The 21474-nt window shown below is 60.8% G+C and carries 22 protein-coding genes, 1 rRNA gene and 1 pseudogene; 9 read left to right on the forward strand and 15 right to left on the reverse strand.

Going from position 1 to position 21474, the window contains the following annotated elements; all coding sequences use genetic code 11:
- Positions 1–52 precede the first annotated feature (52 nt).
- Positions 53–760, forward strand: coding sequence for a peptide-methionine (S)-S-oxide reductase MsrA (gene msrA, locus BMW74_RS18905; RefSeq protein ID WP_093425003.1), 708 nt, complete (start codon positions 53–55; stop codon positions 758–760).
- A gap of 338 nt (positions 761–1098) precedes the next feature.
- Here msrA and BMW74_RS18910 read toward each other — a convergent pair whose 3' ends face one another.
- From BMW74_RS18910 to BMW74_RS18920, 3 genes are all read right to left on the reverse strand, one after another.
- The gene (locus BMW74_RS18910) at positions 1099–1836 is read right to left on the reverse strand and encodes a hypothetical protein (protein ID WP_093425005.1); all 738 of its coding nucleotides are present in this window, start codon (positions 1834–1836) and stop codon (positions 1099–1101) included.
- Entirely contained in the window at positions 1829–2446 is a 618-nt protein-coding gene (locus BMW74_RS18915; protein WP_093425007.1) for a hypothetical protein, read from the reverse strand. Before BMW74_RS18915 ends, BMW74_RS18910 begins: the two co-directional genes overlap by 8 nt.
- Before the next feature lie 84 nt (positions 2447–2530).
- Positions 2531–3442: a LysR family transcriptional regulator gene (locus tag BMW74_RS18920; RefSeq protein WP_093425009.1), complete on the reverse strand. Its 912-nt coding sequence runs from the start codon at positions 3440–3442 to the stop codon at positions 2531–2533.
- A 102-nt stretch (positions 3443–3544) separates the two neighbouring features.
- Between BMW74_RS18920 and BMW74_RS18925 the strand changes: the two genes are divergently transcribed.
- Positions 3545–4717: an aspartate aminotransferase family protein gene (locus BMW74_RS18925; protein WP_093425014.1), complete on the forward strand. Its 1173-nt coding sequence runs from the start codon at positions 3545–3547 to the stop codon at positions 4715–4717.
- A 193-nt stretch (positions 4718–4910) separates the two neighbouring features.
- Here BMW74_RS18925 and BMW74_RS18935 read toward each other — a convergent pair whose 3' ends face one another.
- The 7 genes from BMW74_RS18935 to BMW74_RS18965 all read right to left on the reverse strand — a co-directional run bounded on the left by BMW74_RS18935 (position 4911) and on the right by BMW74_RS18965 (position 9858).
- Positions 4911–5165, reverse strand: a complete 255-nt coding sequence (locus BMW74_RS18935) for a Txe/YoeB family addiction module toxin (protein ID WP_093425019.1) — start codon at positions 5163–5165, stop codon at positions 4911–4913.
- Positions 5162–5416 (reverse strand): type II toxin-antitoxin system prevent-host-death family antitoxin, encoded by a 255-nt coding sequence (locus BMW74_RS18940; RefSeq protein WP_093425021.1) that lies wholly within the window; start codon positions 5414–5416, stop codon positions 5162–5164. Before BMW74_RS18940 ends, BMW74_RS18935 begins: the two co-directional genes overlap by 4 nt.
- Positions 5417–5563: 147 nt before the next feature.
- Positions 5564–5710, reverse strand: coding sequence for a VOC family protein (locus BMW74_RS18945; RefSeq protein WP_175479260.1), 147 nt, complete (start codon positions 5708–5710; stop codon positions 5564–5566).
- 39 nt (positions 5711–5749) lie between these two features.
- Positions 5750–7675: an alkaline phosphatase D family protein gene (locus BMW74_RS18950; RefSeq protein WP_093425023.1), complete on the reverse strand. Its 1926-nt coding sequence runs from the start codon at positions 7673–7675 to the stop codon at positions 5750–5752.
- Positions 7676–7944: 269 nt separating this feature from the next.
- Positions 7945–8979 (reverse strand): DUF1254 domain-containing protein, encoded by a 1035-nt coding sequence (locus BMW74_RS18955; protein WP_093425025.1) that lies wholly within the window; start codon positions 8977–8979, stop codon positions 7945–7947.
- 93 nt (positions 8980–9072) lie between these two features.
- Complete coding sequence (locus tag BMW74_RS18960) at positions 9073–9447, reverse strand: hypothetical protein (RefSeq protein ID WP_093425027.1); 375 nt, start codon at positions 9445–9447, stop codon at positions 9073–9075.
- Between the two features lie 126 nt (positions 9448–9573).
- Positions 9574–9858: a hypothetical protein gene (locus BMW74_RS18965; RefSeq protein WP_093425029.1), complete on the reverse strand. Its 285-nt coding sequence runs from the start codon at positions 9856–9858 to the stop codon at positions 9574–9576.
- Between the two features lie 169 nt (positions 9859–10027).
- On the opposite strand from BMW74_RS18965, the gene BMW74_RS18970 reads away from it, so the two are divergent.
- Both BMW74_RS18970 and BMW74_RS18975 read left to right on the forward strand, forming a co-directional pair.
- Complete coding sequence (locus BMW74_RS18970; RefSeq protein ID WP_093425031.1) at positions 10028–10738, forward strand: response regulator; 711 nt, start codon at positions 10028–10030, stop codon at positions 10736–10738.
- A 17-nt stretch (positions 10739–10755) separates the two neighbouring features.
- Positions 10756–12072, forward strand: a complete 1317-nt coding sequence (locus tag BMW74_RS18975) for an ATP-binding protein (protein WP_093425065.1) — start codon at positions 10756–10758, stop codon at positions 12070–12072.
- Positions 12073–12096: 24 nt separating this feature from the next.
- On the opposite strand, the gene BMW74_RS18980 is transcribed toward BMW74_RS18975, so the two are convergent.
- Both BMW74_RS18980 and BMW74_RS18985 read right to left on the reverse strand, forming a co-directional pair.
- A complete protein-coding gene (locus BMW74_RS18980) occupies positions 12097–12546 on the reverse strand; it encodes a hypothetical protein (RefSeq protein WP_093425033.1) in 450 nt (149 codons plus the stop codon).
- 129 nt (positions 12547–12675) lie between these two features.
- Positions 12676–12972 (reverse strand): annotated as a pseudogene (locus BMW74_RS18985) (serine hydrolase); the annotation flags it as partial.
- 153 nt (positions 12973–13125) lie between these two features.
- On the opposite strand from BMW74_RS18985, the gene BMW74_RS18990 reads away from it, so the two are divergent.
- Positions 13126–14751 carry a hypothetical protein gene (locus BMW74_RS18990; RefSeq protein WP_139208430.1) on the forward strand — a complete coding sequence of 542 codons (1626 nt, stop codon included), beginning with the start codon at positions 13126–13128 and terminating at the stop codon, positions 14749–14751.
- A gap of 45 nt (positions 14752–14796) precedes the next feature.
- Here BMW74_RS18990 and BMW74_RS18995 read toward each other — a convergent pair whose 3' ends face one another.
- Positions 14797–15126, reverse strand: coding sequence for a hypothetical protein (locus BMW74_RS18995; RefSeq protein WP_093425039.1), 330 nt, complete (start codon positions 15124–15126; stop codon positions 14797–14799).
- A 198-nt stretch (positions 15127–15324) separates the two neighbouring features.
- On the opposite strand from BMW74_RS18995, the gene BMW74_RS19000 reads away from it, so the two are divergent.
- From BMW74_RS19000 to BMW74_RS19010, 3 genes are all read left to right on the forward strand, one after another.
- The gene (locus BMW74_RS19000) at positions 15325–15690 is read left to right on the forward strand and encodes a hypothetical protein (protein WP_093425041.1); all 366 of its coding nucleotides are present in this window, start codon (positions 15325–15327) and stop codon (positions 15688–15690) included.
- Between the two features lie 60 nt (positions 15691–15750).
- The gene (locus BMW74_RS19005) at positions 15751–16296 is read left to right on the forward strand and encodes a hypothetical protein (protein ID WP_093425043.1); all 546 of its coding nucleotides are present in this window, start codon (positions 15751–15753) and stop codon (positions 16294–16296) included.
- A gap of 96 nt (positions 16297–16392) precedes the next feature.
- Positions 16393–16938: a hypothetical protein gene (locus BMW74_RS19010; RefSeq protein WP_093425045.1), complete on the forward strand. Its 546-nt coding sequence runs from the start codon at positions 16393–16395 to the stop codon at positions 16936–16938.
- A 132-nt stretch (positions 16939–17070) separates the two neighbouring features.
- Here the strand turns inward: BMW74_RS19010 and BMW74_RS19015 are convergent, their stop codons facing one another.
- Both BMW74_RS19015 and BMW74_RS19020 read right to left on the reverse strand, forming a co-directional pair.
- Positions 17071–17823 carry a carbonic anhydrase gene (locus BMW74_RS19015; protein ID WP_093425047.1) on the reverse strand — a complete coding sequence of 251 codons (753 nt, stop codon included), beginning with the start codon at positions 17821–17823 and terminating at the stop codon, positions 17071–17073.
- 250 nt (positions 17824–18073) lie between these two features.
- Positions 18074–20197 (reverse strand): TonB-dependent receptor, encoded by a 2124-nt coding sequence (locus tag BMW74_RS19020; protein WP_093425067.1) that lies wholly within the window; start codon positions 20195–20197, stop codon positions 18074–18076.
- A gap of 1144 nt (positions 20198–21341) precedes the next feature.
- Between BMW74_RS19020 and BMW74_RS19030 the strand changes: the two genes are divergently transcribed.
- Positions 21342–21474 (forward strand): 16S ribosomal RNA (locus BMW74_RS19030); the annotation flags it as partial.

The following is a 21474-nucleotide window of genomic DNA, read 5'->3' on the forward strand; positions in this document are numbered from 1 at the left end:
GCTCGCGAAGACGCCGTGTCAGGCGACATCAACGAGTTGAGGAGTACTGACCATGAAGACTCGATTCACCTGGCGGCAAACCCTGCTGGGCCTGGCACTGGCGGGCGTCGTCGGCCAAAGCCTGGCGTGGTCGCTCGGCGCGGCGGCGGATGCCGTCGCCATCGCCCCGCCGGCCCTGGACGAAACCCCCAGGACGGGCAGCGAAACCGCGGTGTTCGCCGGGGGCTGTTTCTGGGGCGTGCAGGGGGTATTCCAGCATGTCAAAGGGGTGACGAGCGCGGTGTCCGGCTATGCCGGCGGCGCGGCCAATACGGCGCGCTATGAACAGGTGGGCGGGGGAGAGACCGGGCATGCCGAATCGGTGCAGGTGACCTTCGACCCGGTGCAGGTGAGCTACGGCAGCCTGCTGCAAATCTACTTCTCGGTGGCCCACAACCCCACCGAACTGAACCGCCAGGGCCCGGACAGCGGCACCCAGTATCGCTCGGCGCTGTTCGTGCAAAGCCCCGAACAACAGCGGATCGCCCAAGCCTACATCGCCCAACTGGATACGGCCCATGCCTTCGCCAAGCCGATCGTCACCACCCTGGAAACCTACAATGGCTTCTACCCGGCGGAGGACTATCACCAGGACTTTCTCACCCAGCACCCGAACTATCCCTACATCGTGGTCAACGACTTGCCGAAGGTCGCGCAACTCAAGGCGTTGTATCCAGAGCGGTACCGGGACAAGCCGGTGTTGGTGAACAGCGGGATGTAGCCTCTGGAGGCTACATCGCTGAAAGTAGCCTCTGGAGGCTAACACCACCCAGGTGGGAGCAACTGTCTTAGCCATGCCGCTCGTCACCGCCATCGCGAGCAGAAATCTGGGTTGAGCCCGTAGGAGCGAGGCTTGCCCGCGAACCGGCCAGCCCATTCAACATTGATGTCGCCAGACTTACCGCCTTCGCGGGCAAGCCTTAATGCCAGTCAGTTAAGCGAAACCCACGTGGGAGCGAGCCTTAACTGACTGGCATTAGGGCAAGCCTCGCTCCTACAAGGAATTGAGCTGCCCCCGGATGTGTGTTCGCCGTGGACCAGGGTGGGAGCGCCTCTGACTTACCAGCCCAGTAACCGTGTGACCAGCAGCCCCACTGCGATGCTGAGGGTGAAACTCAACAGCGTGCCGAGCAGCACATACTCACTCAGTGAGCGAACCTTGGCGCCCTGGATCTCATTGAAGCGCAGGATGCTTTTGGCGGTGAGCAAGAACCCTATGGCTTCCCACTGCTTGAGCAGGACAAAGGTGAGGATCAGGGCGCGCTCCAGATTGCCGATCAGTTTCCCGGCGTTGGCCAGTGAGCCCTGGCTGTCGATCTCCTTGATCCACGGCTTGAGGGCCAGGCCGATCAAGGTGGAAGTGGGATGCAGGACTAGCAGGTAGGCCAGCAGGATCAACAGATTGGCCGGGGAGGGCAGCGTCGTCAGGGAGCCGTATAGCGTTTGGAAGTAGTTGTCCGTGACGAGCCACACCAGGGTGATGGCACTCAAGACCACGACCTGTTCGAGCAAGAAGTAGCGTACGGGGTGACTGCTTTGGCGGGGCATCAGCAGATACAGCGCTGCTCGGCCTGCCGCGAGTGCCAGTGCCGCCGTGGCCGCACTGGCGATGTCATGCCGCAGCAGGGCCAGCGCGACAAAAAGCGCCAGGCTGGCGGCGATGAAGTAGATCGCCATCACCAAGACACGGTAACGCGACGCGGTGACCTCGGCGTACCAGCGTTTCCAGGGCAGTACAAAATCGACCAGCACATGGATCAGCACCATCACCAGCAGTAGAACCAACGGCTCAGCCATGTGCCAACTCCCCAATCCAAAGGCGGGTGCGTTCCAGGTAGCGATCCAGCAAACGGGCCTGGGCACGTTGTAACGCCCTGTTCACGGTGACTCTGGATTTGCCCAGGCGTTGGGCTGTCTCTGCCTGATGCGACTCGGTTATCAGGTGCACGCCATAGGTTTGCGCTTCTACTTGTGTCCATTGCTCGATGATTGCACCGACAAACTCGGTGACCAGCTCGGTGCGCTCCAGAAAGCGCTCGTCATTGCTGAACACCGCGAGGGTGGACTTTTTCATGCCGTCCAGGCCCTGGCCGGACAACACGAAGGCTTCGCCATAGCCCTGGGTCGACTGGGCAGAACCAATACCGATGGCCAGGCGCGCGTCCCAGCGTTCACCGCTCGGGCTGGCAGCAATCAAGGCGGCTCTGAGCGCCAGGGCACAATGAAACACGTGCTCTGGTTGCTTGAGTACCAATTGAAAACCGTCGCCACGATAGGTTTCGACGTCGGCGCCATAGCGGCGCTCTAACGTCCTGAGTACGGTTTCCAGGCCAGCAATGTAGGCGAGTGTGTTGTCCACCGTTTGGGAGTGAATCAGGTCGCCGGTCAGAACTGCTTTGATCGCCATGGGCGCTCCGGGGGAAACGGTGAGTAAGCACAAAAGTAGCCTCTAAAGGCTACTTTTGCAAAAGTAGCCTTTAGAGGCTACATCTCAGCGACTCGGCTTGCCCCACCTCTGTAGCGCAAACTCGACGAAGCAGCGCAGTTTCGGCAACCGGTAGCGGTCCGGGGCATAGATCAGGTTCATCGGCCGGCTCGGCAGTCGATAGCCCTGCAACAGGGCGACCAACTTGCCATCCCTGAGGTCCTGCTGCACCAGGGCATCGGCCAGCATCACGATGCCCATGCCAGCGCGGGCGGCCTGGAGCAGGCCCGGCGCGCTGTTGATCACCATCGGCCCGGTCACCGGCACGTGCACCTGGCCTTCGGGGCCGGTCAGCGGCCAGTGCTTGCCCACCGCACTCCACTCATCGCCCGCCGGGTAAGCATAGGTCAGGCAGTGATGCTGGCTGAGGTCCTGGGGGTGGGTCGGCACCCCGTGTCTCGCCAGGTACGCGGGGGAGGCGCAGATGGTCAGGGTGTAGTCGATCAACGGCCGGGCGATCAGCCCCGACGGTTCCGGAGTCCCCAGGCGAATGGCGACATGCACCCCGTTTTCGATCAGGTCCACCACCGGGCTGCCGAGCGCCACGTCCAGGCGAATCTGCGGGTACTGCTGGCTGAACAGGTGCAGGGCCGGGGCCAGGCACTCGGAGCCAAAGCTCGGCGGGGCGGTGATGCGCAAGGTGCCCTTGGGTTCGCCCTGCTCCTGTTCGGCCAGCCGCTCGGAGTCGCGCACCAACCCCAGCACTTCCAGGCAGCGTTCATAGTAGGCGCGGCCGAACTCGGTCAGGCGCTGGCGGCGCGTGGTGCGGTTCAGCAGGCTGGCGCCCAGGCGCTGCTCCAGGGCGCGCAAGTGGTTGCCAACCATGGTGGTCGATAGCGCGCACTCGCGGGCGGCGGCGGTCAGGCTGCCGGTCTCCACCACTTTCACGTACACCGACATCGCCAGGAATAAGTCCATTATCAAGTCCAGCTTTAAGATGATTGAAGTATTACCGCATTTATCCATCAGGAGTGGCTAACCATACTGCAAAACACCCCACCCCTGCTGGAGCTTGATGCCATGACCGCCGCCCACCTGATGCGCACCTACCAACCCCTGGCCCTGAGTTTTGCCAAGGGTCTGGGCACCCGCCTGTGGGATCGGGACGGTCGCGAGTACCTGGACGCGGTGGCGGGCGTGGCGGTGACCAACGTCGGTCATTCGCACCCTCGGGTGGTCAGCGCGATCACAGAGCAGGCCGGGTTGTTGCTGCACACCTCCAACCTCTACAGCATCGACTGGCAGCAACGGCTGGCGACCCGGCTGGCGCACCTGTCGGGGATGGATCGGGTGTTTTTCAGCAACTCCGGGGCCGAGGCCAACGAAACCGCCTTGAAGCTGGCGCGCCTGCATGGCTGGCACAAAGGCATCGAACAGCCGCTGGTGGTGGTCATGGAGAACGCCTTTCATGGCCGTACCCTGGGCACGTTGTCCGCCAGCGATGGGCCGGCGGTGCGCCTGGGTTACCAGCAACTGCCGGGGGACTTCCTCAAGGTGCCGTTTGGTGACCTCAAGGCCCTGGACCAGGCCTGCCACGATTTCGGCTCGCGCATCGTCGCCGTCTTGCTGGAGCCGATCCAGGGCGAGAGCGGCGTGCAACTGGCGCCACCCGGTTACCTCAAGGTCCTGCGCACCCTGTGCAGCCAGCGCAATTGGCTGCTGATGCTCGATGAGATCCAGACCGGTATCGGCCGCACCGGCCAATGGTTCGCCTTCCAGCACGACGGCCTCGTGCCCGACGTCATGACCCTGGCCAAAGGTTTGGGTAATGGCGTGCCCATCGGCGCTTGCGTGGCCCGTGGCAAGGCCGCCGAACTGTTCACCCCCGGCAGCCACGGCAGTACGTTCGGCGGCAATCCGCTGGCGTGCCGGGTCGGTTGCACGGTGCTGGCGATCATCGAGGAACAAGGCTTGCTCGACAACGCCCGGCGCCAGGGCGAACGCCTGTTGGCCCGGCTGCACGCGGAGCTGGACGGCAACCCTGGTGTGCTGGCGATTCGTGGCCAGGGCCTGATGATCGGTATTGACCTGGCCCAGCCAATCCGCGACCTGGCGCTGATCGCCGCGCGCGACCATGGGCTGCTGATCAACGTCACCCGCGGCAAGACCATCCGCCTGCTGCCGCCGTTGACGATTGCTGAGGATGAGGTGGAGATGATTGTGCGTGGGCTGGCGCGGTTGCTCAGCCAGTAAAGACCGTGCGGTCCCCTTGTGGGCGCGAGCCCGCTCGCGAAGTCGGCGTGTCAGTCATGGAGGTCCCGGCCCCTTCGCGAGCGGGCTCGCTCCCACCGCTCGTTCCCTTTCCCCCCTGCACCTCGACCAACTGCAGCCGGTACCCCTCCGGGTCCTGGATGAGCCGTTCCGTTTGCCCGACGTCCACGGTCATTCAGTAGTGATACCGACACATCACGATCTGCAACTCGTCTCCCTCGACGGTATAGACCAGTCGATGCTCGGCGGTGATCCGACGAGACCAGAAGCCACTCAGGTGATGTTTGAGTGGCTCTGGTTTGCCAGGCCCGGAGAAGGGCTCTCGCTGGGTTGCCTTGATCAGTAGATGGATACGCTTTAACCCAGCCTTATCGTTCTGTTGAAACCAAAGGTAGTCAGCCCAGGCTTCAGGCGTGAACAGTAGGTTCATTGTTCAATGAGCTGCCTTGGCTTGGCCTTGCCTGAACGCAGGCTGTTGATCGATTTGATCAAGCGCTCGGCATTGGCGGGGGTACGCAGCAGGTAAGCGGTCTCTTCAAGGGCGTTGTATTCGGCCAGCGACATCATCACCACAGGTTCACCCTTCTGCCGGGTGACCAGCAACGGTGCCCTGTCTTCATTGACACGGTCCATGGTTTCGGAGAGATGTGCCCGGGCGGTGGTGTAGTTGATGGTCTGCATTGTCGAGTCCTCGCTGAGTGCGAAAACCGTACAGAAATGAGTACATGTTGGCAAGGCGATACCTACGAGTGGTTGTGATCAGCTCAAGGGGGCAAAGCAGCCTTGATTAAGCGCCTGTTGCCACAGCACCGTCTTCAGGACGCCGCCCTAAAACCTGTAGGCCCGATCTGATCCTGCTCGCTTCAAGGGGGGCTCGTAGGCGATGCGAAAGCCAATCAGCGTGGTCCAGAAGGCCAGGCTCTTATGGATGTCGCTGACCATCAGTTCGGGAACCATCTTGTTGCGTATGAGCATACGGATCCTTGTGGCTCGTTCATGAACGGGGGAGGCGCTTCAGTCGGGTTCGCCCGGCGCCACCATACGGGTCTTCGGCGCGCCGTTGGCGTTGTGCTGGTAGATCGCGGCGGGCTGGCCCTGGTCGTTGAAGAACACCTGGCCGATGCCCGCCGAGTTCCACAGGCGCTCGCCGGCTTCGGCGTGTTCCGGCACATGGGGCACCACCTGCATCAAGCGGCGCTTGGTGAACCAGTTCAGCGGCGAGCGTGGCGAATACAGCCAGCGGTTGAGGCGGTCGAACCATTCGAGCAGGGTGCGCGGGAACTCGTTCTTGATGCCGCTGCTGGTGATCTGCCAGATCCGCGGCCCGCCTGTGCGGTGGCGGATCAGCACTTCGTAGACGAACGAGTAGTGCACGTCACCCGAGAGGATCACGTAGTTGCCCGGCGTGCGCGAGTGGCGAAAGATGTTGAGGATCACCTGGGCCGCGCCGCGATGGGCCATCCAGTTTTCCGCGTCCACCAGCAGCGGGTAGCCGCACCAACTGAAGACCTTCTGGATGGTCTCGATCAGCTTGACGCCGAACACCGGTGCCGGCGAGACGATGATTGCGCTGGGGTGATCAAGGAGTTCGTGTTGCAGCTCGCTCAAGCCTTCCCAGTCCAGCAGGCCCGAGGGCTGTGCCAGGTTGAACTCGCTGCGCCAGCGCCGGGTGCGGGTGTCGAGCACCACCAGCGCCGGGGTGGTGGGCAGCACGTAGTGCCAGCGCTGGAACGCCAGCAGGTCGCTGATCAAGGCGTCCTGGGCGGAGCTGTCCAGGTAGCCGTCGTGGGTGTGCATGGCGCGGGTTTTATCCAGCAGCTCGGCGAAGGCATCGGGGTCGTTGCCCCAGCCCTGGCACAGCAGGTAGGCGAGCAGCGCGTTGCCGATGATGCGCTTGGAGAACGGATGGCCGTAGGCGGTTTGTTCCCACTGGGCGCTGAGGTTCCAGTCGTCGGTGATGTCGTGGTCGTCGAAGATCATCAGGCACGGCAGGTGCGCGAGCCCCCGCGCCACGTCACCCAGGCCTTGCGTGAAGGCGTCGATCCGCGTCTGCTCCAGGGCGTAGCGCGCGGTCCGTTCGGTGTTCAGTGGCGGTGGCTGCGGGGCGATCAGGGTCCAGGGCACCGGCGACCAGACCAACAGGTACATGGCGATCACTTCAGCGAAGGTCACCAGGTGATTGTCGGCGTTGCTGCTGGTGAAGATCGGCTTGCGCGCACCGCCGAAGAATCGCTCGCGCAGGGTGTCGTTGGCGGACAGTTGGGGCAGCAGGTCGGCGCGGTGATAGTAGCTGGCGGGGTGGGTGTAGAGGGCGGCGCTGTCATCCACCACCGCGCCGTCCAGGTGCTCGCCGAACAGGCCCAGGCGTTCGATCAACGCGTGGATCGAGCGCAGCATCGGACCGGCGACATCGTCGGCGTAGATCTGGTCGCCGTTCATCATCAGCAACGCGGGGCGCTGCCGGGGCTCGGGCATCTCGGCGAGCAGGCGGTCTACGCACAGCAAGCCGTCGTCGGCCGGGTGATGGGGCTTGCGGCAGGAGCCGTGGAGGATCTGGTCGATGCGTCCGCGCAGTACGAAGTTCGGGCAGGTGGCTGCGCCGTACAGCAGGTGCGGCGCCCACTCGGCGATGCCCGTCGAGGTGCCGTCGGGGTGGTGGATCAGCAGGTCGTAGTCGATCACTTCGTCCTGGGGCAGGGGGTGGTCCAGGTGCACGTCGATCAGGTGGATGAAGGCCTGGGTGCCGACCGGGATCACTTGGCAGCGCGAGGCGTCCAGTGCGATGTCGCCCTGTAGCGGCAGGCGCAAGGTCAGTGCCAGCTCCCGCGTGCCCACCAGCCACAGCACCAGTCGCGTGGGTTCCAGGCGTCGCAGCAGCGGGCCGACCAGTACGTTGGGTAACGGGGTTTGAGGGGCAAGTGGTTGGGCGGGGGTGGACATCCGGGGTGAGGCTCTGGGTGTTGGGGCGCCGATGATAGCGCAGTGGGTTGGCGGCGCAGTAATCGTTGTGGGGGCGAAACCGGCTTGCCGGCGAAGGCGGCTTACCAGTCGACCTGTCTCTTGTGGATGTATCCAGGTCTACTGTGGGAGCGAAGGCGGCTCGCCCGCGAAAGCGGCCTGACAGCCGACCTGATTCTTCAGGTGAACCGAGGCCCACGGTGGGAGCGAGCAGTCTCGCTCCCACAAAAGCGATTGGCCCTGTGGTGTGTTTACTTCACTGCAACGGGCTCGGGGAATGTCCACGATCCATTCAAGATCGGTGCTTGCGGGCGGTACAGGCGTACGGTGTAGTTCCAGCCGGCCGCGGTCGGCAGGCAGTTGGTGGTGGTGGCTTCGCAGCCGCCGAACTGGATGGCAATCGAGCCGTCGTCGGCTTTCTTGGCGGTCAGGTTGTTGAGGGTGTAGGCGTTGGCCGGATTCTTCTGGAAGTAGCCGTCAGCGTTGTACAGGCTGACCGACCAGAAACCGTCCACGGGCACGTCCTTGACGGTGAGGCGGTACACGGTCTTGCCATCGTTCTGTGTCGGGGTGACGTTGAGGTAGGTGGCGTCTTTGTCCGGGTTACCGCCCCAGCCGGACGCTGTGCCGAGCAGGTGGCGGACAGGGTCGACGCTGTCCTGGGTGCCAAAGGAATTCTTGAAGTCGGGGATGGTCGAGAACAGCACCAGCAACGCATCGCGGACTTTTTTCTGGCTGGCGGCGTCCCAGTGCGGCAGCTCCAGGGTGCCGGGGGCTTTCTGGCTGACCTTGATCGCGTCCTGCAGGGCGTGGACTTGTTTCAGGTCATCCGGGTTGTTGGGGTCCGCCAGGGTGCGAATGGCGATGGCCACGTAGCGGCTGCCAACAGTGTCGCGGGTCAGGGTGTGGCTGCCGGCGCCGTAGAACACGTTCGGCACGTAATGGTCTTCGTTGATCACTTGCAGCGCCATGTAGCGCTTGCCCGGCTCGGGCAGGGTGATGGTCACGGGACCGGCGTCGAGGTCGAACACCCCGGAGGAGTACAAGGTGTCGCGGTTGAGGCGGATCACGGTCTGGTGATCGACATCGGCGGCTTCGCGACGGTGCATCAACTTGCCCAGACCGCCTTGCTTGGCCAGTGCGCCGATGTACGTGTCGGATTCGGCCCGTACGAAGTTGTCGACGGTCACCGGTACCGTTGCGGTTGCAGGCGCGTCGCCGGCGTGGGCCTGGGTGCTGGCGAGCAGGGCGCTCAGTACCGCAGTGGCAATCAGGGTTTTGCTCATCGTTGAGTCCTTGTTCGATGCGGGGAGGGTCAACGAATAGTAGGAAGAAATGACGCTAAAGCAAGAGCCTCAGAACCGGCTGAACCGGCTCGCTCAAACGCTCGGCGAGGGTGTGGGCCGCAGATGGTTGGTGGGCGAGCGTGTGCCGTTGCCTTGTAACACTTGTCGGGTGAAGTCCGTGGAGGCGTTGAGTTGGGGCGTGAAGTGGAGCGTGCCCAGTTGAAAGTATCCCGACGTGTAGCCATGGCCCAGCGCGAGGGGAGTGGCGGGGTCTTCGTCGACGACGCGATTGAAGGCAAACGTGTCCTGGCGACGGGACACGCTCGGGTCCTGCGGCGGGGCGGTAACGTGCTCGCAGGTGGCGCTGGCTGCATGCGAACCGCGACTGGCGCAGCCGTACAGGTAGGTCAAGGTCAGCAGCAGGGCCGCGTGGCGCAACAGGGCAGGAGGACGGGGAAACAAGGGCATGGGCGACGCTCTTCACACGAGAGAAACCTGGATACTGGCCCCGGTGTTTTTCCCCATGATGTCTGCTTGTTGACCGACGTGATGCAATGTAGCGGCCTGGAAACATAGCGCCTGGAACCGTGGGTTTCACGCGGTCGCTTCCACCCCCTGCACATCACCCTCCTGCCCGTGCAGCACCGGTTGTGGCTGGCCGTGGGCAATCATCCAGCGCATCAAGGCATTGATGCTCACCCGATGGCTGCGTTCTACCCATTGCATGCCGTCGGGACTGTACAGCTCGATGTACCGGCTGAGGATCAATTCACCTTCGTCGTCAGACAGTTGCAGGCTGGTCTCGCGACAGTGCAGGGCGGTCCGGGTGCGCTTGACCATGCGTTGTTCCAGGATCAGCGGTGAGCTGTGCAGAGGCATGTTGAACCGTCTTTATTCTCAAGGAGGCCTGATGCTGACAGCTGAGTTTTGCTCGCAGATGTCTGCTTTCCTACGGCATTGACGCTTTGTGACGGGGTTGAAATATATGACGCCGGCGCGGGAAAGGTTTTAGATATCCCGACTATCAGACCTTGAGCGATGAGCGCCGGTGAGCAATCTGTTGATCGTGGACGACGACCTTGAGGTCCTCGACCTGCTGAGAAAATTCTTCGAGCAGCAAGGCTACGGAGTGGAAACCGCCACCAACGGCGTCACGTTGTGGGCGGCCATCGAGCACCAGTTGCCGGACCTGATCATCCTCGACCTGATGATGCCCGGCGAGAATGGCCTGACGCTGTGCCAGCGCCTGCGCCAGCAGCACACGATGCCGGTGATCATGCTCACCGCCATGGGCGAGTTGAGCGACCGGGTGGTCGGCCTGGAGATGGGCGCCGACGATTACCTGAGCAAACCCTTCGATGCGCGCGAGTTGCTGGCGCGGGTGCGCGCGGTGCTGCGCCGGGTCGGTGAAGTACGCCCGCAGACCGGGCAGGTGCCGCACCCCTTGCTCAAGTTTGCCGACTGGCAATTGGACCTGACCCGGCGCGAGTTGCGTTCGCCGGAGCAGGTGATGATTCCGCTGTCGGCCGGTGAGTTCGACCTGCTGCTGGTGTTCGTCGAGCACCCGCAGCGCATCCTGCCCCGCGAGCTGTTGCTAGACCTGGCCCGTGGTCGCACCCATGAAGCCTTCGATCGCAGTATCGACGTGCAGGTCAGCCGCCTGCGTCGCAAGTTGGAAACCGACAGCAAGCGCCCGGAGATGATCCGCACCGTGCGCAACGGCGGCTACCTGTTCACCCCCAGCGTGACCCGCCAGTGATCCGGCTCAAGTGGGCCATGCGTCAACGGGACACGGTCAGGCGCTGGGTGGCCTTGACCATCATCCTGGCGATGCTCACTTCGTTGGGCTTCTACGCGCTGTTCACCCAGGTGGCGGGGGTGTGGGCCGACCCGCCGTTGACCGAGACCGGATTGCTGGAAAAGCTGTCATCGCTGAGCCGGGTGATTGCGGCCTCGGACACGGCGCAGCGGCCACGACTGGCCAGTGCCGCCAGCGACAGCGGCCTGAACGTCACCTGGCAGCGCGACCGTGCGGCGCTGGGTCTGCCGTCGATTCCGAACGTCCTTGAGCGCGCCAACAACCCCGAGGCCCATCGCTTGTTCGACAGCTCGCGGCTTGAGGCCTACAAGCCTGGCGACTGGCCGCAGCAGGACGGTCATTACGCGCTGGTGATGCAACTGGCGGACGGTTCCTGGCTGATGTTCAGCATGCCTTCGCGCAGTTGGGGGCTGGAGCATTGGGCGCGCAATTTGATCGTCATCGTGCTGGTGCTGTTGTCCACCGGCCTGGTTGCGTTGATCGCCACCCGGCGCCTGGCGGAGCCGCTGCAAACCTTTGCCCAGGGCGCCCGGCGCTTTGGCGCCGACTTCCGTGCACCGCCGATCACCCCCGTCGGGCCCCATGAGATCCGCCAGGCGATCCTCGCCTTCAACGGCATGCAGGCCCAGTTGCAGCACTTCATCAAGGACCGCACGCAGATGCTTGCGGCCATCTCCCACGACTTGCGTGCGCCGCTGACCCGCCTGCGCCTGCGCGCGGAGTTCATCGACGATCCGCAGTTGCAGGGCAAGCTGTTCCGCGATGTCGATGAGATGCACGCGATGATCAGTTCCAGCCTAGAGTTCTTCCGCGACAACGCGCGCCTTGAGCAAGCCACCTCGTTCGACCTGGCGCAGCTGCTGCAAACCCTGGTGGACGATTACCGTGACCAGGCCATCGAGATCCCCTTTAGCGGCCCGCCGCGACTGGTCTATGTGGGGCGTCCGCTGGGCCTCAAGCGGGTGATCACCAACCTGCTGGAAAACGCCCTCAAGTACGCCAGCGAACCGGCCATCGAGCTGCGCAGTGAGGATGACCACGTGACCATTCGTGTCCTGGATCGCGGGCCGGGGATACCGCAGGACCGCTATGAGCAGGTGTTCGTGCCGTTCTATCGGCTGGAAGGCTCACGCAACAAAAGCACCGGCGGCGTCGGGCTAGGGCTGTCGGCGGCACGGGCGATTGTGCTGGAGCACGGCGGCGAGTTGACGGTACGCAACCGCACCGTCGGCGGGCTGGAAGCGCGGGTAGTGTTGCCGGTGTTGCAGGGCTAGGCCCTGGGCGAGCCTGGCGGCGTATCACTCACGGATGATCGGGCCTTGGGTCCCGGCATCGGTATCGCGCCAGTAATCCTGATGTTTGAGTGCCGGGTCTTTGTGCAGGGTGAAGGTGATGGGCCCCTGTCGAAATTGCATCGTCGAGGCGGTGCGTTTGACGCTGACCCGCGTGCCGTTGACCCATACCTTGTCCTGCTTGTCGACGCGTAGGGTTGCCACGGTGGCGCCGGTATCGCTCTTGGCGACCCACTGTCCGGCGTAGGGTGCCTGGTGGGTCGCGGGCGCTGGCGCGGTGACGAGCCCGGCTTCGGCGTTTTGCGCCTGGGTCTTGGTGATGTCGCAGCCTTGTGCCTCGCTCACTTGGGTGCAACCCGAGCGTTCGAGTTGTTGGCGGTAGCGTTCGTTGATGGCATACGCCGGTGATTGCGCCAGGAGAAAAATGGCCAATGCCGGGAGGATTACCTTATTCATGTTGCCCTCTGAGTGTCCGCGATCGGTGTGACCGGCTTCCTGGGGATTGATCCCCAGGGCTGTCGACAAATTTCTCACGACAGCCTGTTCGACCGCTGCTTCATGCTCGCGTTCGATAAAGGCCGCTCAGGTCGCATCGAGGCGTCGCAACAGCTCGTCGACCGGCCATGCGGCTTCACCGTTGGCGACCGCTTCGTGGTAAGGCGCGAGCGCGTGGTAGTCGGCCAGCCCGGCTTCGTGGCGCAGCAACTGGCGCAGGGTGAACGGGCCTTCGGGCACCGGATCGTCCAGGCCAACCCGGCCATCGCGCACCAGCGTCAGGGCGGTCGCCGCCAGGACGGTCTTGGTGAAACTCCACCCGGGGACGTCAACCGTCGGCGTCTCGGCGCCGCACGGCTGACCGTTGAATAGCAGGGCAGACATCATTGCGAAGGGGCTCGTCCAATGAGGCGGTTTTCGATTGCGGGTGATTGTATGAGGTGTGTCGCAAAGCAGGGCAGTGATATTTGAATAGTCCTCAGGATGGTGGCACTCTGCCTTATCTCTATCCCGCCTGCCGTGCTCAAGGACGATCCCGTCGTGATCCGATCACTCTCCGCCGTTGTTTTCGCTGCGTTGTCATTTGCTTCGCCTGCCCATGGGGCGTCACCGTTCGGCATTGAAGAGTTGATCTCCACCCTTGGCCAGCCGGCGGCATGGCGCGCCCTGGGCAATGTGACACCGGGCGTGGAGGACGGCGCGGCCCATGACATGTACCGCAACAGCGCGGTGATTGCGGCGGTGCTGCACGGCCAGGGGATCAAGGTGCCGTTCGTGAAGTTGACGGATGACCCGGCCGCCGCCCCGAAAGCCATCGGCACCTACGCGGTGAAGGTGTTGGCGGACAAAAACTTCAAGGCTGACGACCAGTCGTGCGGGGTAGGCGTCAGTCACCTCTATGCGCTCATCTTTGCCCAACTGCTGCGCAGCCAGGGACCGCAATGGGTCACGCCCGGCATCAGTGAGCAGGAGGCGCAAGCCACCCGCCGGCGCATGGTTGAAGAGGCCAAGCCACCCCAGGAGTTGCTGGCCAAATTGTGCGATGGCTGGAAGTATCGCGAGCTGAACCAGGCGTTCAGCGCGCTGCTCAAGCGGGTGAACGGTGAAATGCCCTACCTGCTGGGCGGTCCTTTGCGTCAGAACCAATGGGCCGACGACAAGCGCAACGCCGTCAAGGCCGCTGAGGTGGCACAAACCGAGCAAGTCGACCAGGCACGGCAACGGGGCCAGGCCATGGTCGGACAACTACGCGGCGTTTCCCCGGCGATCACCCAGGATCCGTTCGGTGCCTGCATCGGCATTGCGAACGATGCCACGCTGTTGATGAAGAACCAGTGCCTGCTCACGGTCATGCAGACCGAGACCAGCGCCTACATGAAGACCTTCAATGGCTATATGCAGGGCATTTCCGCCGACCGTGCCCAGGTGCTGAAGCAGGAGCAGGAGGCGCTGGGCATTGCCGATTACCGCCAGTGCAACGCGGCCAAGGAGGCGCGCCTGGCCGCCGACGATGGCCGCGGGCCGCGAGCCGACGCCAGCGAACCCGAGACCATTGCGCGCTGCCGCTATGTGCGCCTGCAGCAACGTCAGGCGGCGCTACGTGCGCAACCACCGCTGACCGATGGACAACTGGCGACGCAGGAGCTGGCGCGGGCACAAGGCATGGCCAGCCGTTATCCACAGTTCGCGAGCATGCCGGCGGATGAGCAAAAGGCTTACCTGGATGCACTCAAGCAGGCGTCGCGCCTGGGCAACGTGCAGGCCAAGATTGACCTGGTGCAGGTCAAGGCGCAGAACCTGCAGAGCTTGTCAGGCCTGATGGACGCCGAGCACTTGCTCAATGAAGTCGAAAAGCTCCAGGGGCCGACGGCCCAGACCCAGGCCCTGCGCGCGACCATTGCCGAGCCATTGCAGGCGCTGCGCGTGGCCAACAGCCCGGCGTACAAGCGCAAAACCCTGCGCGAATCGCTGGGGCAGGGGGCCGACGATAGCCAGCGCGCCGCGTTGACCATGGACCAGATGACGCGCAATGGCGGGGTGTGCGACACGTTGGTGGTCCAGGCCTACAACTACGGCACCAATGGGCAACTGGATGAAAACGTGCGGATCACCCTGATCACCACAACGCTGCTGGAGACCGCAGCGCGGACGGGGTGCTTATTGTAAGTCGTGTCGCGGTGAGTTGAATCCGCGGCGATAGACGGCGTGCCGTCACTGGATATCCTTGAGGTAGTCCTTGAGCAGGACGAGCGGGGTATCCAGTTGCGCCAGCGTCTGCGCGCGGGCCACGTCGGCAGACAGCTTCTGCAGCTCGCGTCCCAGCGGTGTTTCAACCCCACCCAACGCCTCCAGCGCCAGGCCCAGGCATGTCTTGAGCTTGAGTTGGATCGCGTCGACATCGCCCCTGCGCACGAGAACGCCGAAAATTTCCTTCTCGTAGTCACCCATGATCGGGTCGTCACGCAAGATCGGACTTTGATCTGGCGTCTCGTACGCCAGCTTGAGGGCGAACAGGGCGACGGTTTCCAGTGACGACTGCATGGGGTGGGTCCTTGTAATGCGTTGCGGGTGGCGCGGACTAAAGTCAGCGGGCGAATTTAGCCTGAGTGAAGGCGGATTGTTCAAGCTTCATGGCGGGGGCGGCGTGCATTGTCTTGGTGTTATCGGCTGTCCTCAGGTAACGTTCACAGCGCTTTTAATAGGGAATTTTGGCGATCCATTCATAAGGGATTAGGGGTCATGCACCGTCCATCGCATCTCATGCTGTTGGCTACTGTTCTCTTGATCAGCGCGTGTGCTGGCAGCGCTATCAATGACGCCACTACAACCGCCCAGGTTGAAGGTGTGCAAACGGCAGGGCCAATCAAAGACGATAAGGAAATCCTTTCCGCGCAATGGATGACCCGTGATTTTACGGAGGAACTCACAACGGCAACGTCGGGCTCATCCGTAGGCCTCCTGGTCAAGACCAGGAACTATGCGCCTGGAGAAATCCTTGAGATCGTTATTTCCAACCAATTGGACGGTACGGGGGGCATCTCCAAGACACTCAGGGGCACGGTAGATGCCCAGGGCGAGGTGAGAATGATTACGCGAACGGATTAGGTGGAAAACATCTTTGCTCAACGCTGGGTGATCACAGGTTAATTAAAAAGGATGAAGGGTATGGATGGGATTAAAAGCGTTGTATTGGCATCCTTAATGGCGGCTTGGTCTTTTGCAGCAACGGCAGAAACCTTTACGCATATTGAACTTGATAAGGACAGGACGAGTGTTCAATACGCGGGGCCGATCAAGTCCATCACTAAAGCCCTGGAAGGCTATCGGTGGCTGGGTCAAACAAAAGATATGAATGGCGGTGTTGTTTTTACACCCTATATCAACCCTCAATTCGGTAAGAATGACACTGAGTCGGGCGGGGCGATCATGGTGACCGCTACGTTCTATCTCTATGATCAGCCGGCTAAAGAAGCGTTGATGGTTGCACGTCAAAGCGAAATCCCGGGCTTTATTGAGTTTTATGGTTATGACTCAAGAGAACTTCAACTGCACATAAGAATGGTGGGTGATGGTACCTTTCAAGCCTTTTCAAGTGCAGACCAGTATCGCAAGCCAGAAAAGCTGATGACGTACAAGAAGGTTGATGAGTTTAATAAAAGTCCCTACAAAAGCCAGTTGAAGTCGGCGCTGGAAGATGGGACTTTTTTCTAAAGAGCGCGGTCAGCGATAAGGCTGTCGCGGTAGCCTTTTTTGAGGCTTGTCATTTGATATGGGTTGAGTGGTTGCTCAGCGGAACGAGGAGAGGGTATGCAGAAAATTATCGGATTGTGCCTTGCGGCAGCAGTGGCGATGCTGTCGTTTACCGCGAGTGCAGAACAGTTCAGTCGAGTTGAGCTGGATGGGAATAGAACAAGTGTTCAATACGCGGGCCCGATCAAGTCAATCACTAAAGCCCTGGAAGGCTATCGGTGGCTGGGTCAAACAAAAGATATGAATGGCGGTGTTGTTTTTACACCCTATATCAACCCTAACTTCGGTAAGAATGACACTGAGTCGGGCGGGGCGATCATGGTGACCGCTACGTTCTATCTCTATGATCAGCCGGCTAAAGAAGCGTTGATGGTTGCACGTCAAAGCGAAATTCCGGGCTTTGTTGAGTTTTATGGTTATGACTCAAGGGAACTTCAACTGCACATAAGAATGGTGGGTGATGGTACCTTTCAAGCCTTTTCAAGTTCAGATCAGTATCGCAAGCCAGAAAAGCTGATGACGTACAAGAAGGTCGAGCAGTTTAATAAGAGTCCCTATAAGAGCCAGTTGAAGTCGGCATCAGAAAGCGGAATGATTTTCTAGTTTAATACACAACCCCAAAAGACTACTGAGGTAGTCTTTTTTAGGGGTGTTTTAATGTGGTGATGTTGTTTGCCCGTCAGGGTGTGCCCGGCTAGGTGCTTCTATTGCCGGTATCACGCTCTGGCCGACGGTTCAGGCAATCAACTCGACTTTTCCCGTCGCCAGGCGATAGATGCCACCGACGATTTTCAACGTGCCCTTGTCGAGTGCATCGGTCAGCAGGGGGGTGGCTTTCTTGAGGATGGCGACCGAGTCTTTGACGTTCTGCACGGTCGCGTTTTCCACCAACTCCCCAGGCTGCTTGATCACGGCCTCGATGGACGACTTGAGTGCGTCAGTCAGTTTCGGGATGTGCCCGGGGAATACCGTGTGATCCTTGACGGCTTTTATCCCGGCCTCGATGGCACCACACCGTTCATGCCCCAGCACCAGGATGAGCGGTGCACCCAGCACCGCGACACCATATTCAATACTCGCCAAGCCCTCGTCGGTGACGAAGTTGCCCGCCACGCGTATGGCGAAAAGATCGCCCCGTGCGGTATCGAACGCGTACTCGGGGGCGATGCGCGAGTCGGAGCAACTCAGCACGGCGACGAACGGGTTCTGGCCGGAGACCAATGCTTCACGTTCGGCCTTGAAGTCGTGCGTCTTGGAGTGGCCGCTGACGTATCGTTGATTGCCGGCCATCAGCCTTTTGAGTGCCTCATCAGGGTTGATGACGTTTTTCGGTTTAGGTGGCGCGGAGGTCGTGTCTGCTGCCAGAGCAAACTTGCCGGGCAGTACGCCTGCCAGGAGCAGCGCGCCGGCGCCTAAGCCGGCCAGACGAAGAAAATGACGACGATGGTTCACTTTTGAAACAGAGCCTGAATCGCATGATTCACACATGATGGTGTACTCAGTTCAATTCGGTGGAGTGGTGGTCATTAAGGTAATGCAAGGAGGAATCCGTGGCACTGGGGGGAATGAAGTCTAGTCGATCTGTAAGGTTACGCTTTGTGTAGACGCCTGGTGCCGGTCAGTAGCGCGGGCTCCAGATCAGCTGTAAACAGACGACGTGTTGTATTCACTGAATGGGATGCCATGTCGGACATACAAGCGCCCGACAATGCCGGGCGCCTATTCTTCAGCTCTGTACTCAGAAGCGATAGTGGGTGCTCAGCTCCAGCGTCCGTGGCGCCCCCGGCGTGATCAGGTCCACCGAGCCATGCGCCGATGCGTAGTAGTCCTCGTCGAACACGTTACGTAGACGCAGGGCCATGTCCCATTTCGGCTGGTTGTACAGCAGCGCGGCGTCGACGGTTGTGTAGGCCGGCATGACCACCGTGTTATCCAGCGCGGTGTAGCGATCATCGACATAGTTGGCCCCCATGCCCACACGCCAGGTTTGCGTCAGCGAACGCACCAACCACAGGTTGGCGCTGTGGCGCGGCGTCAAGGTGGGCACCTGGCCTTCGTTGGCGATACCGTTGGTGAAGCTGTTGGACTTGGTGATCTCGGCATCCAGATAGGCGTACCCGGCATAGACCTGCCATTTGTCACTCAACTGCCCGGTGGCGGTCAGCTCAAGGCCATCGGTGCGCTGCTCGCCCGCGAGCACCAGTTTGGTCGGGTTCGCCGGATCGCTGGTTTTCATGTTGGTACGTTCCAGGCGGAACAGCGCCGCCGTCAACGCCAGGCGATTGTCGAGCAGGTCCCACTTGCCGCCGATCTCGACGTTAGTGGTCTCTTCCGGCTCAAGATCCTGGTTCGTCGTGCTCAGGGCGAACATCTCGGCGGAAGGTTGGTAGGAACGGCTCACCGAAACGTAGTAGGACTGCACTTGATCGGGCTGGTAAACCAGGCCGATGCGCGGGCTCCAGGTGGTATCGGTGCGGGACAGCGTGGTGTGCTTCAGGTCATCGGCGTATGCCTGGTCGAACACGTCATAACGCACACCCACCAGCGCCTTCCACTGTGGTGCCAGCTCGATCAGGTCCTGGATGTAGAAACCGGCGGTGTCCTGGGTGTTGGTGCCCTTGGCGGTTTGCCGGTTGGCCTGGAACGGCACGTCGACCAAGCCATCGCGGTACACCGGTACCCTGGCCACATCGGATTGGTTGTAGACGTTCTGGTCCTTCACTTGGCGTCCCAGCTCGACGCCATAGAGCAGGTTATGGTTCATCCCTGCGAGCACGGCGCGCTGTTTGAGTTCGGTCTGGTTGAACCAGCCGTCTTCCTTGCGCTGCACGTTGCCGCGGTTGAGCTTGACCAGCAGTTCGCCATTGGCCGCGGTGACGAAGCGCGTCGGGCTGGAGTCCGCGAGTGTGTTATTGCGGTCCAGGTCGTAGTGGTAGTAGCGACTGGTGTTGCTTAGGCTGAAATCGTCGTTGAGGCGGTAATCGACACCGGCGGTGAACGAGAACACTTCGCTGCGCGAGTAGTCGTCATCCGGATCTGCGGCACCGAAGCGCTTGTCGCGATCCACATCGACCGGACGGTCGCCCCGTGCCGGGATGCCGAAGTCGATCATGCGCTTGTCGTACAGGTAGCTGGCGCCAAGGTTCAGCTCCAGATCATCCGAGAGCTTGAAGTAAGCCGAAGGTGCGATGGCCTTGCGGTCGATGTAGCCGTCATCCCGGAAGGTATCGCTGTTCTCCAGTGCGCCTGTCACCCGAAAGGCTTTATCGCCATATTGCTGATCGGCCCAACCGGCGTCGAACTGAGTGCGCTTTTCGCCCTGGCTGTCGACACTGACACCGACCTCCTGCTTGGGGTCGAAGTTGGGTTTCTTGCTGATGCTGTTGATCAACCCCCCCGAAGAGCCCCGGCCATAGAGCACCGCCGCGGGCCCCTTGATCACTTCCACCTGCTCGACGTTGGACAGGTCGCGGAAGTACAACGCATCGTCGCGGATGCCGTCGATGTACATGTCGCCCACGGCGTTGAAACCACGGATGGTGACCTGATCGCGCTGGCCATCACCATTGGACAGGCCGATGCCGGGGACATTCTTCAGCACGTCTTCCATCGATTGCGCGCCCTGATCCTTGATGACGCTCTGGGGGATTACGTTGACGGTTTGCGGGATATCACGCAGAGGCGCATCGATCTTCAGCGCACTCCTGCTTTCGGTCGACAGGTAGCTCTGCTCGTTGAACTCACTGTTCACCGCAGTTGCCGGCAGGGTTAGAGCAGCCTGCGTTTCTGCTTGTAAATCAGGTACAACCAGAACACTTAGCAACGACAGAGAGACTGGGTAAATGCGCGATCGAGCCACGATGGACACCTTTGGAGTAATTATCGCGCGAATAATAACGATTATCCTTTGCAAGTAAATACATATCATTCCTATTTAAATTGTTGGTGTTATCCAGCACGTTCGTCTCCATCCCATTGATGGCCAACAGAAACGCGCCACCTAGCCTCTGAACGCTACAGATCAAAGTCTGACGTTCGGGGGAGCGAACCTGTCGATGCGTGGGTGTTGGCGATTTCGATACTGTCCTTGATGGCAGCAGGCATGCCATGCAATGGACGCCGATGAGCTGGTCGCTGGCGTATTGATGGTTCGGTGCCTATTGAGTCGGTGAGCCTGAATGCTGATGAGATGCGGCACTGGGTGCGTTAATGCTGGATGGAAGGGCCAGTCTGGGCGTGCTTGCTGAAACCTGTGGCGTCAGAGAGCTGAAGGTTTAGCGGATGCTCAGTGGGCTTGTCGATAGCAATGCACTGACATGTCGTGCGGAGCCTGAGCCCCGGTTGGCTGGCTATGGGGTAGAAGCGATTCTGTCGTTGCCAACGCGACCTGGTGCAGCGGATGGGATTGCGCTGGAGCTGGCAAAGGGTGAGCACACTCGTTGCCTGTTTGGCACCAGTGGACGTTCGTAGTTGTTCTGGCATGTGTGATGTCGTGATATCCATCATCTGTGGGCCGTCTCAACGGCACGGATGGGGTCCCTGGAGGGGATTGTTTCCTGTGAGACGACGTGGTCAGGGTACTCTGCCGCCCTGATGTTTTGTACAGACCTTGGAAGTTTTCATAGTGGCAACCCAGGCGCTTTGGTAAGGAAAAAGAATTTCCAGATGGGGGTTGACCACGTAGTTTAATACTGTATTATTTGCCTCCCGCCAACGAGCAGCTTGATGTTGATTTTGGCTTAAGTAGTTGATTTTATTAACGAAATCAGAAACTTTTAAGGGTGTTGCTTGAGGGGTGTGCTGTAGAATGCGCGCCTCGGTTGAGACGAAAGATCTTAACCAACCGCTCTTTAACAACTGAATCAAGCAATTCGTGTGGGTGCTTGTGCAGTCAGACTGATAGTCAACAAGATTATCAGCATCACAAGTTACTCCGCGAGAAATCAAAGATGTAACCAACGATTGCTGAGCCAAGTTTAGGGTTTCTTAAAAACCCAAAGATGTTTGAACTGAAGAGTTTGATCATGGCTCAGATTGAACGCTGGCGGCAGGCCTAACACATGCAAGTCGAGCGGTAGAGAGAAGCTTGCTTCTCTTGAGAGCGGCGGACGGGTGAGTAATACCTAGGAATCTGCCTGG

It is taken from the genome of Pseudomonas sp. ok272 (assembly GCF_900109995.1).
GTDB lineage: Bacteria > Pseudomonadota > Gammaproteobacteria > Pseudomonadales > Pseudomonadaceae > Aquipseudomonas.

Bases quoted from the DNA above. Each gene is read 5' to 3' on its own strand.
- BMW74_RS18935 (WP_093425019.1), bottom strand. From the start codon at position 5,165: ATGAACCTACTGTTCACGCCTGAAGCCTGGGCTGACTACCTTTGGTTT.
- BMW74_RS18960 (WP_093425027.1), bottom strand. From the start codon at position 9,447: ATGCCCTTGTTTCCCCGTCCTCCTGCCCTGTTGCGCCACGCGGCCCTG.
- BMW74_RS18920 (WP_093425009.1), bottom strand. From the start codon at position 3,442: ATGGACTTATTCCTGGCGATGTCGGTGTACGTGAAAGTGGTGGAGACC.
- BMW74_RS18975 (WP_093425065.1), top strand. From the start codon at position 10,756: ATGCGTCAACGGGACACGGTCAGGCGCTGGGTGGCCTTGACCATCATC.
- BMW74_RS18955 (WP_093425025.1), bottom strand. From the start codon at position 8,979: ATGAGCAAAACCCTGATTGCCACTGCGGTACTGAGCGCCCTGCTCGCC.
- BMW74_RS18940 (WP_093425021.1), bottom strand. From the start codon at position 5,416: ATGCAGACCATCAACTACACCACCGCCCGGGCACATCTCTCCGAAACC.
- BMW74_RS19015 (WP_093425047.1), bottom strand. From the start codon at position 17,823: ATGTGTGAATCATGCGATTCAGGCTCTGTTTCAAAAGTGAACCATCGT.
- BMW74_RS19005 (WP_093425043.1), top strand. From the start codon at position 15,751: ATGGATGGGATTAAAAGCGTTGTATTGGCATCCTTAATGGCGGCTTGG.
- BMW74_RS18925 (WP_093425014.1), top strand. From the start codon at position 3,545: ATGACCGCCGCCCACCTGATGCGCACCTACCAACCCCTGGCCCTGAGT.
- BMW74_RS18995 (WP_093425039.1), bottom strand. From the start codon at position 15,126: ATGCAGTCGTCACTGGAAACCGTCGCCCTGTTCGCCCTCAAGCTGGCG.
- BMW74_RS18950 (WP_093425023.1), bottom strand. From the start codon at position 7,675: ATGTCCACCCCCGCCCAACCACTTGCCCCTCAAACCCCGTTACCCAAC.
- BMW74_RS18965 (WP_093425029.1), bottom strand. From the start codon at position 9,858: ATGCCTCTGCACAGCTCACCGCTGATCCTGGAACAACGCATGGTCAAG.
- BMW74_RS19010 (WP_093425045.1), top strand. From the start codon at position 16,393: ATGCAGAAAATTATCGGATTGTGCCTTGCGGCAGCAGTGGCGATGCTG.
- BMW74_RS18915 (WP_093425007.1), bottom strand. From the start codon at position 2,446: ATGGCGATCAAAGCAGTTCTGACCGGCGACCTGATTCACTCCCAAACG.
- BMW74_RS18910 (WP_093425005.1), bottom strand. From the start codon at position 1,836: ATGGCTGAGCCGTTGGTTCTACTGCTGGTGATGGTGCTGATCCATGTG.
- BMW74_RS18945 (WP_175479260.1), bottom strand. From the start codon at position 5,710: ATGCTCATACGCAACAAGATGGTTCCCGAACTGATGGTCAGCGACATC.
- msrA (WP_093425003.1), top strand. From the start codon at position 53: ATGAAGACTCGATTCACCTGGCGGCAAACCCTGCTGGGCCTGGCACTG.
- BMW74_RS19000 (WP_093425041.1), top strand. From the start codon at position 15,325: ATGCACCGTCCATCGCATCTCATGCTGTTGGCTACTGTTCTCTTGATC.
- BMW74_RS18980 (WP_093425033.1), bottom strand. From the start codon at position 12,546: ATGAATAAGGTAATCCTCCCGGCATTGGCCATTTTTCTCCTGGCGCAA.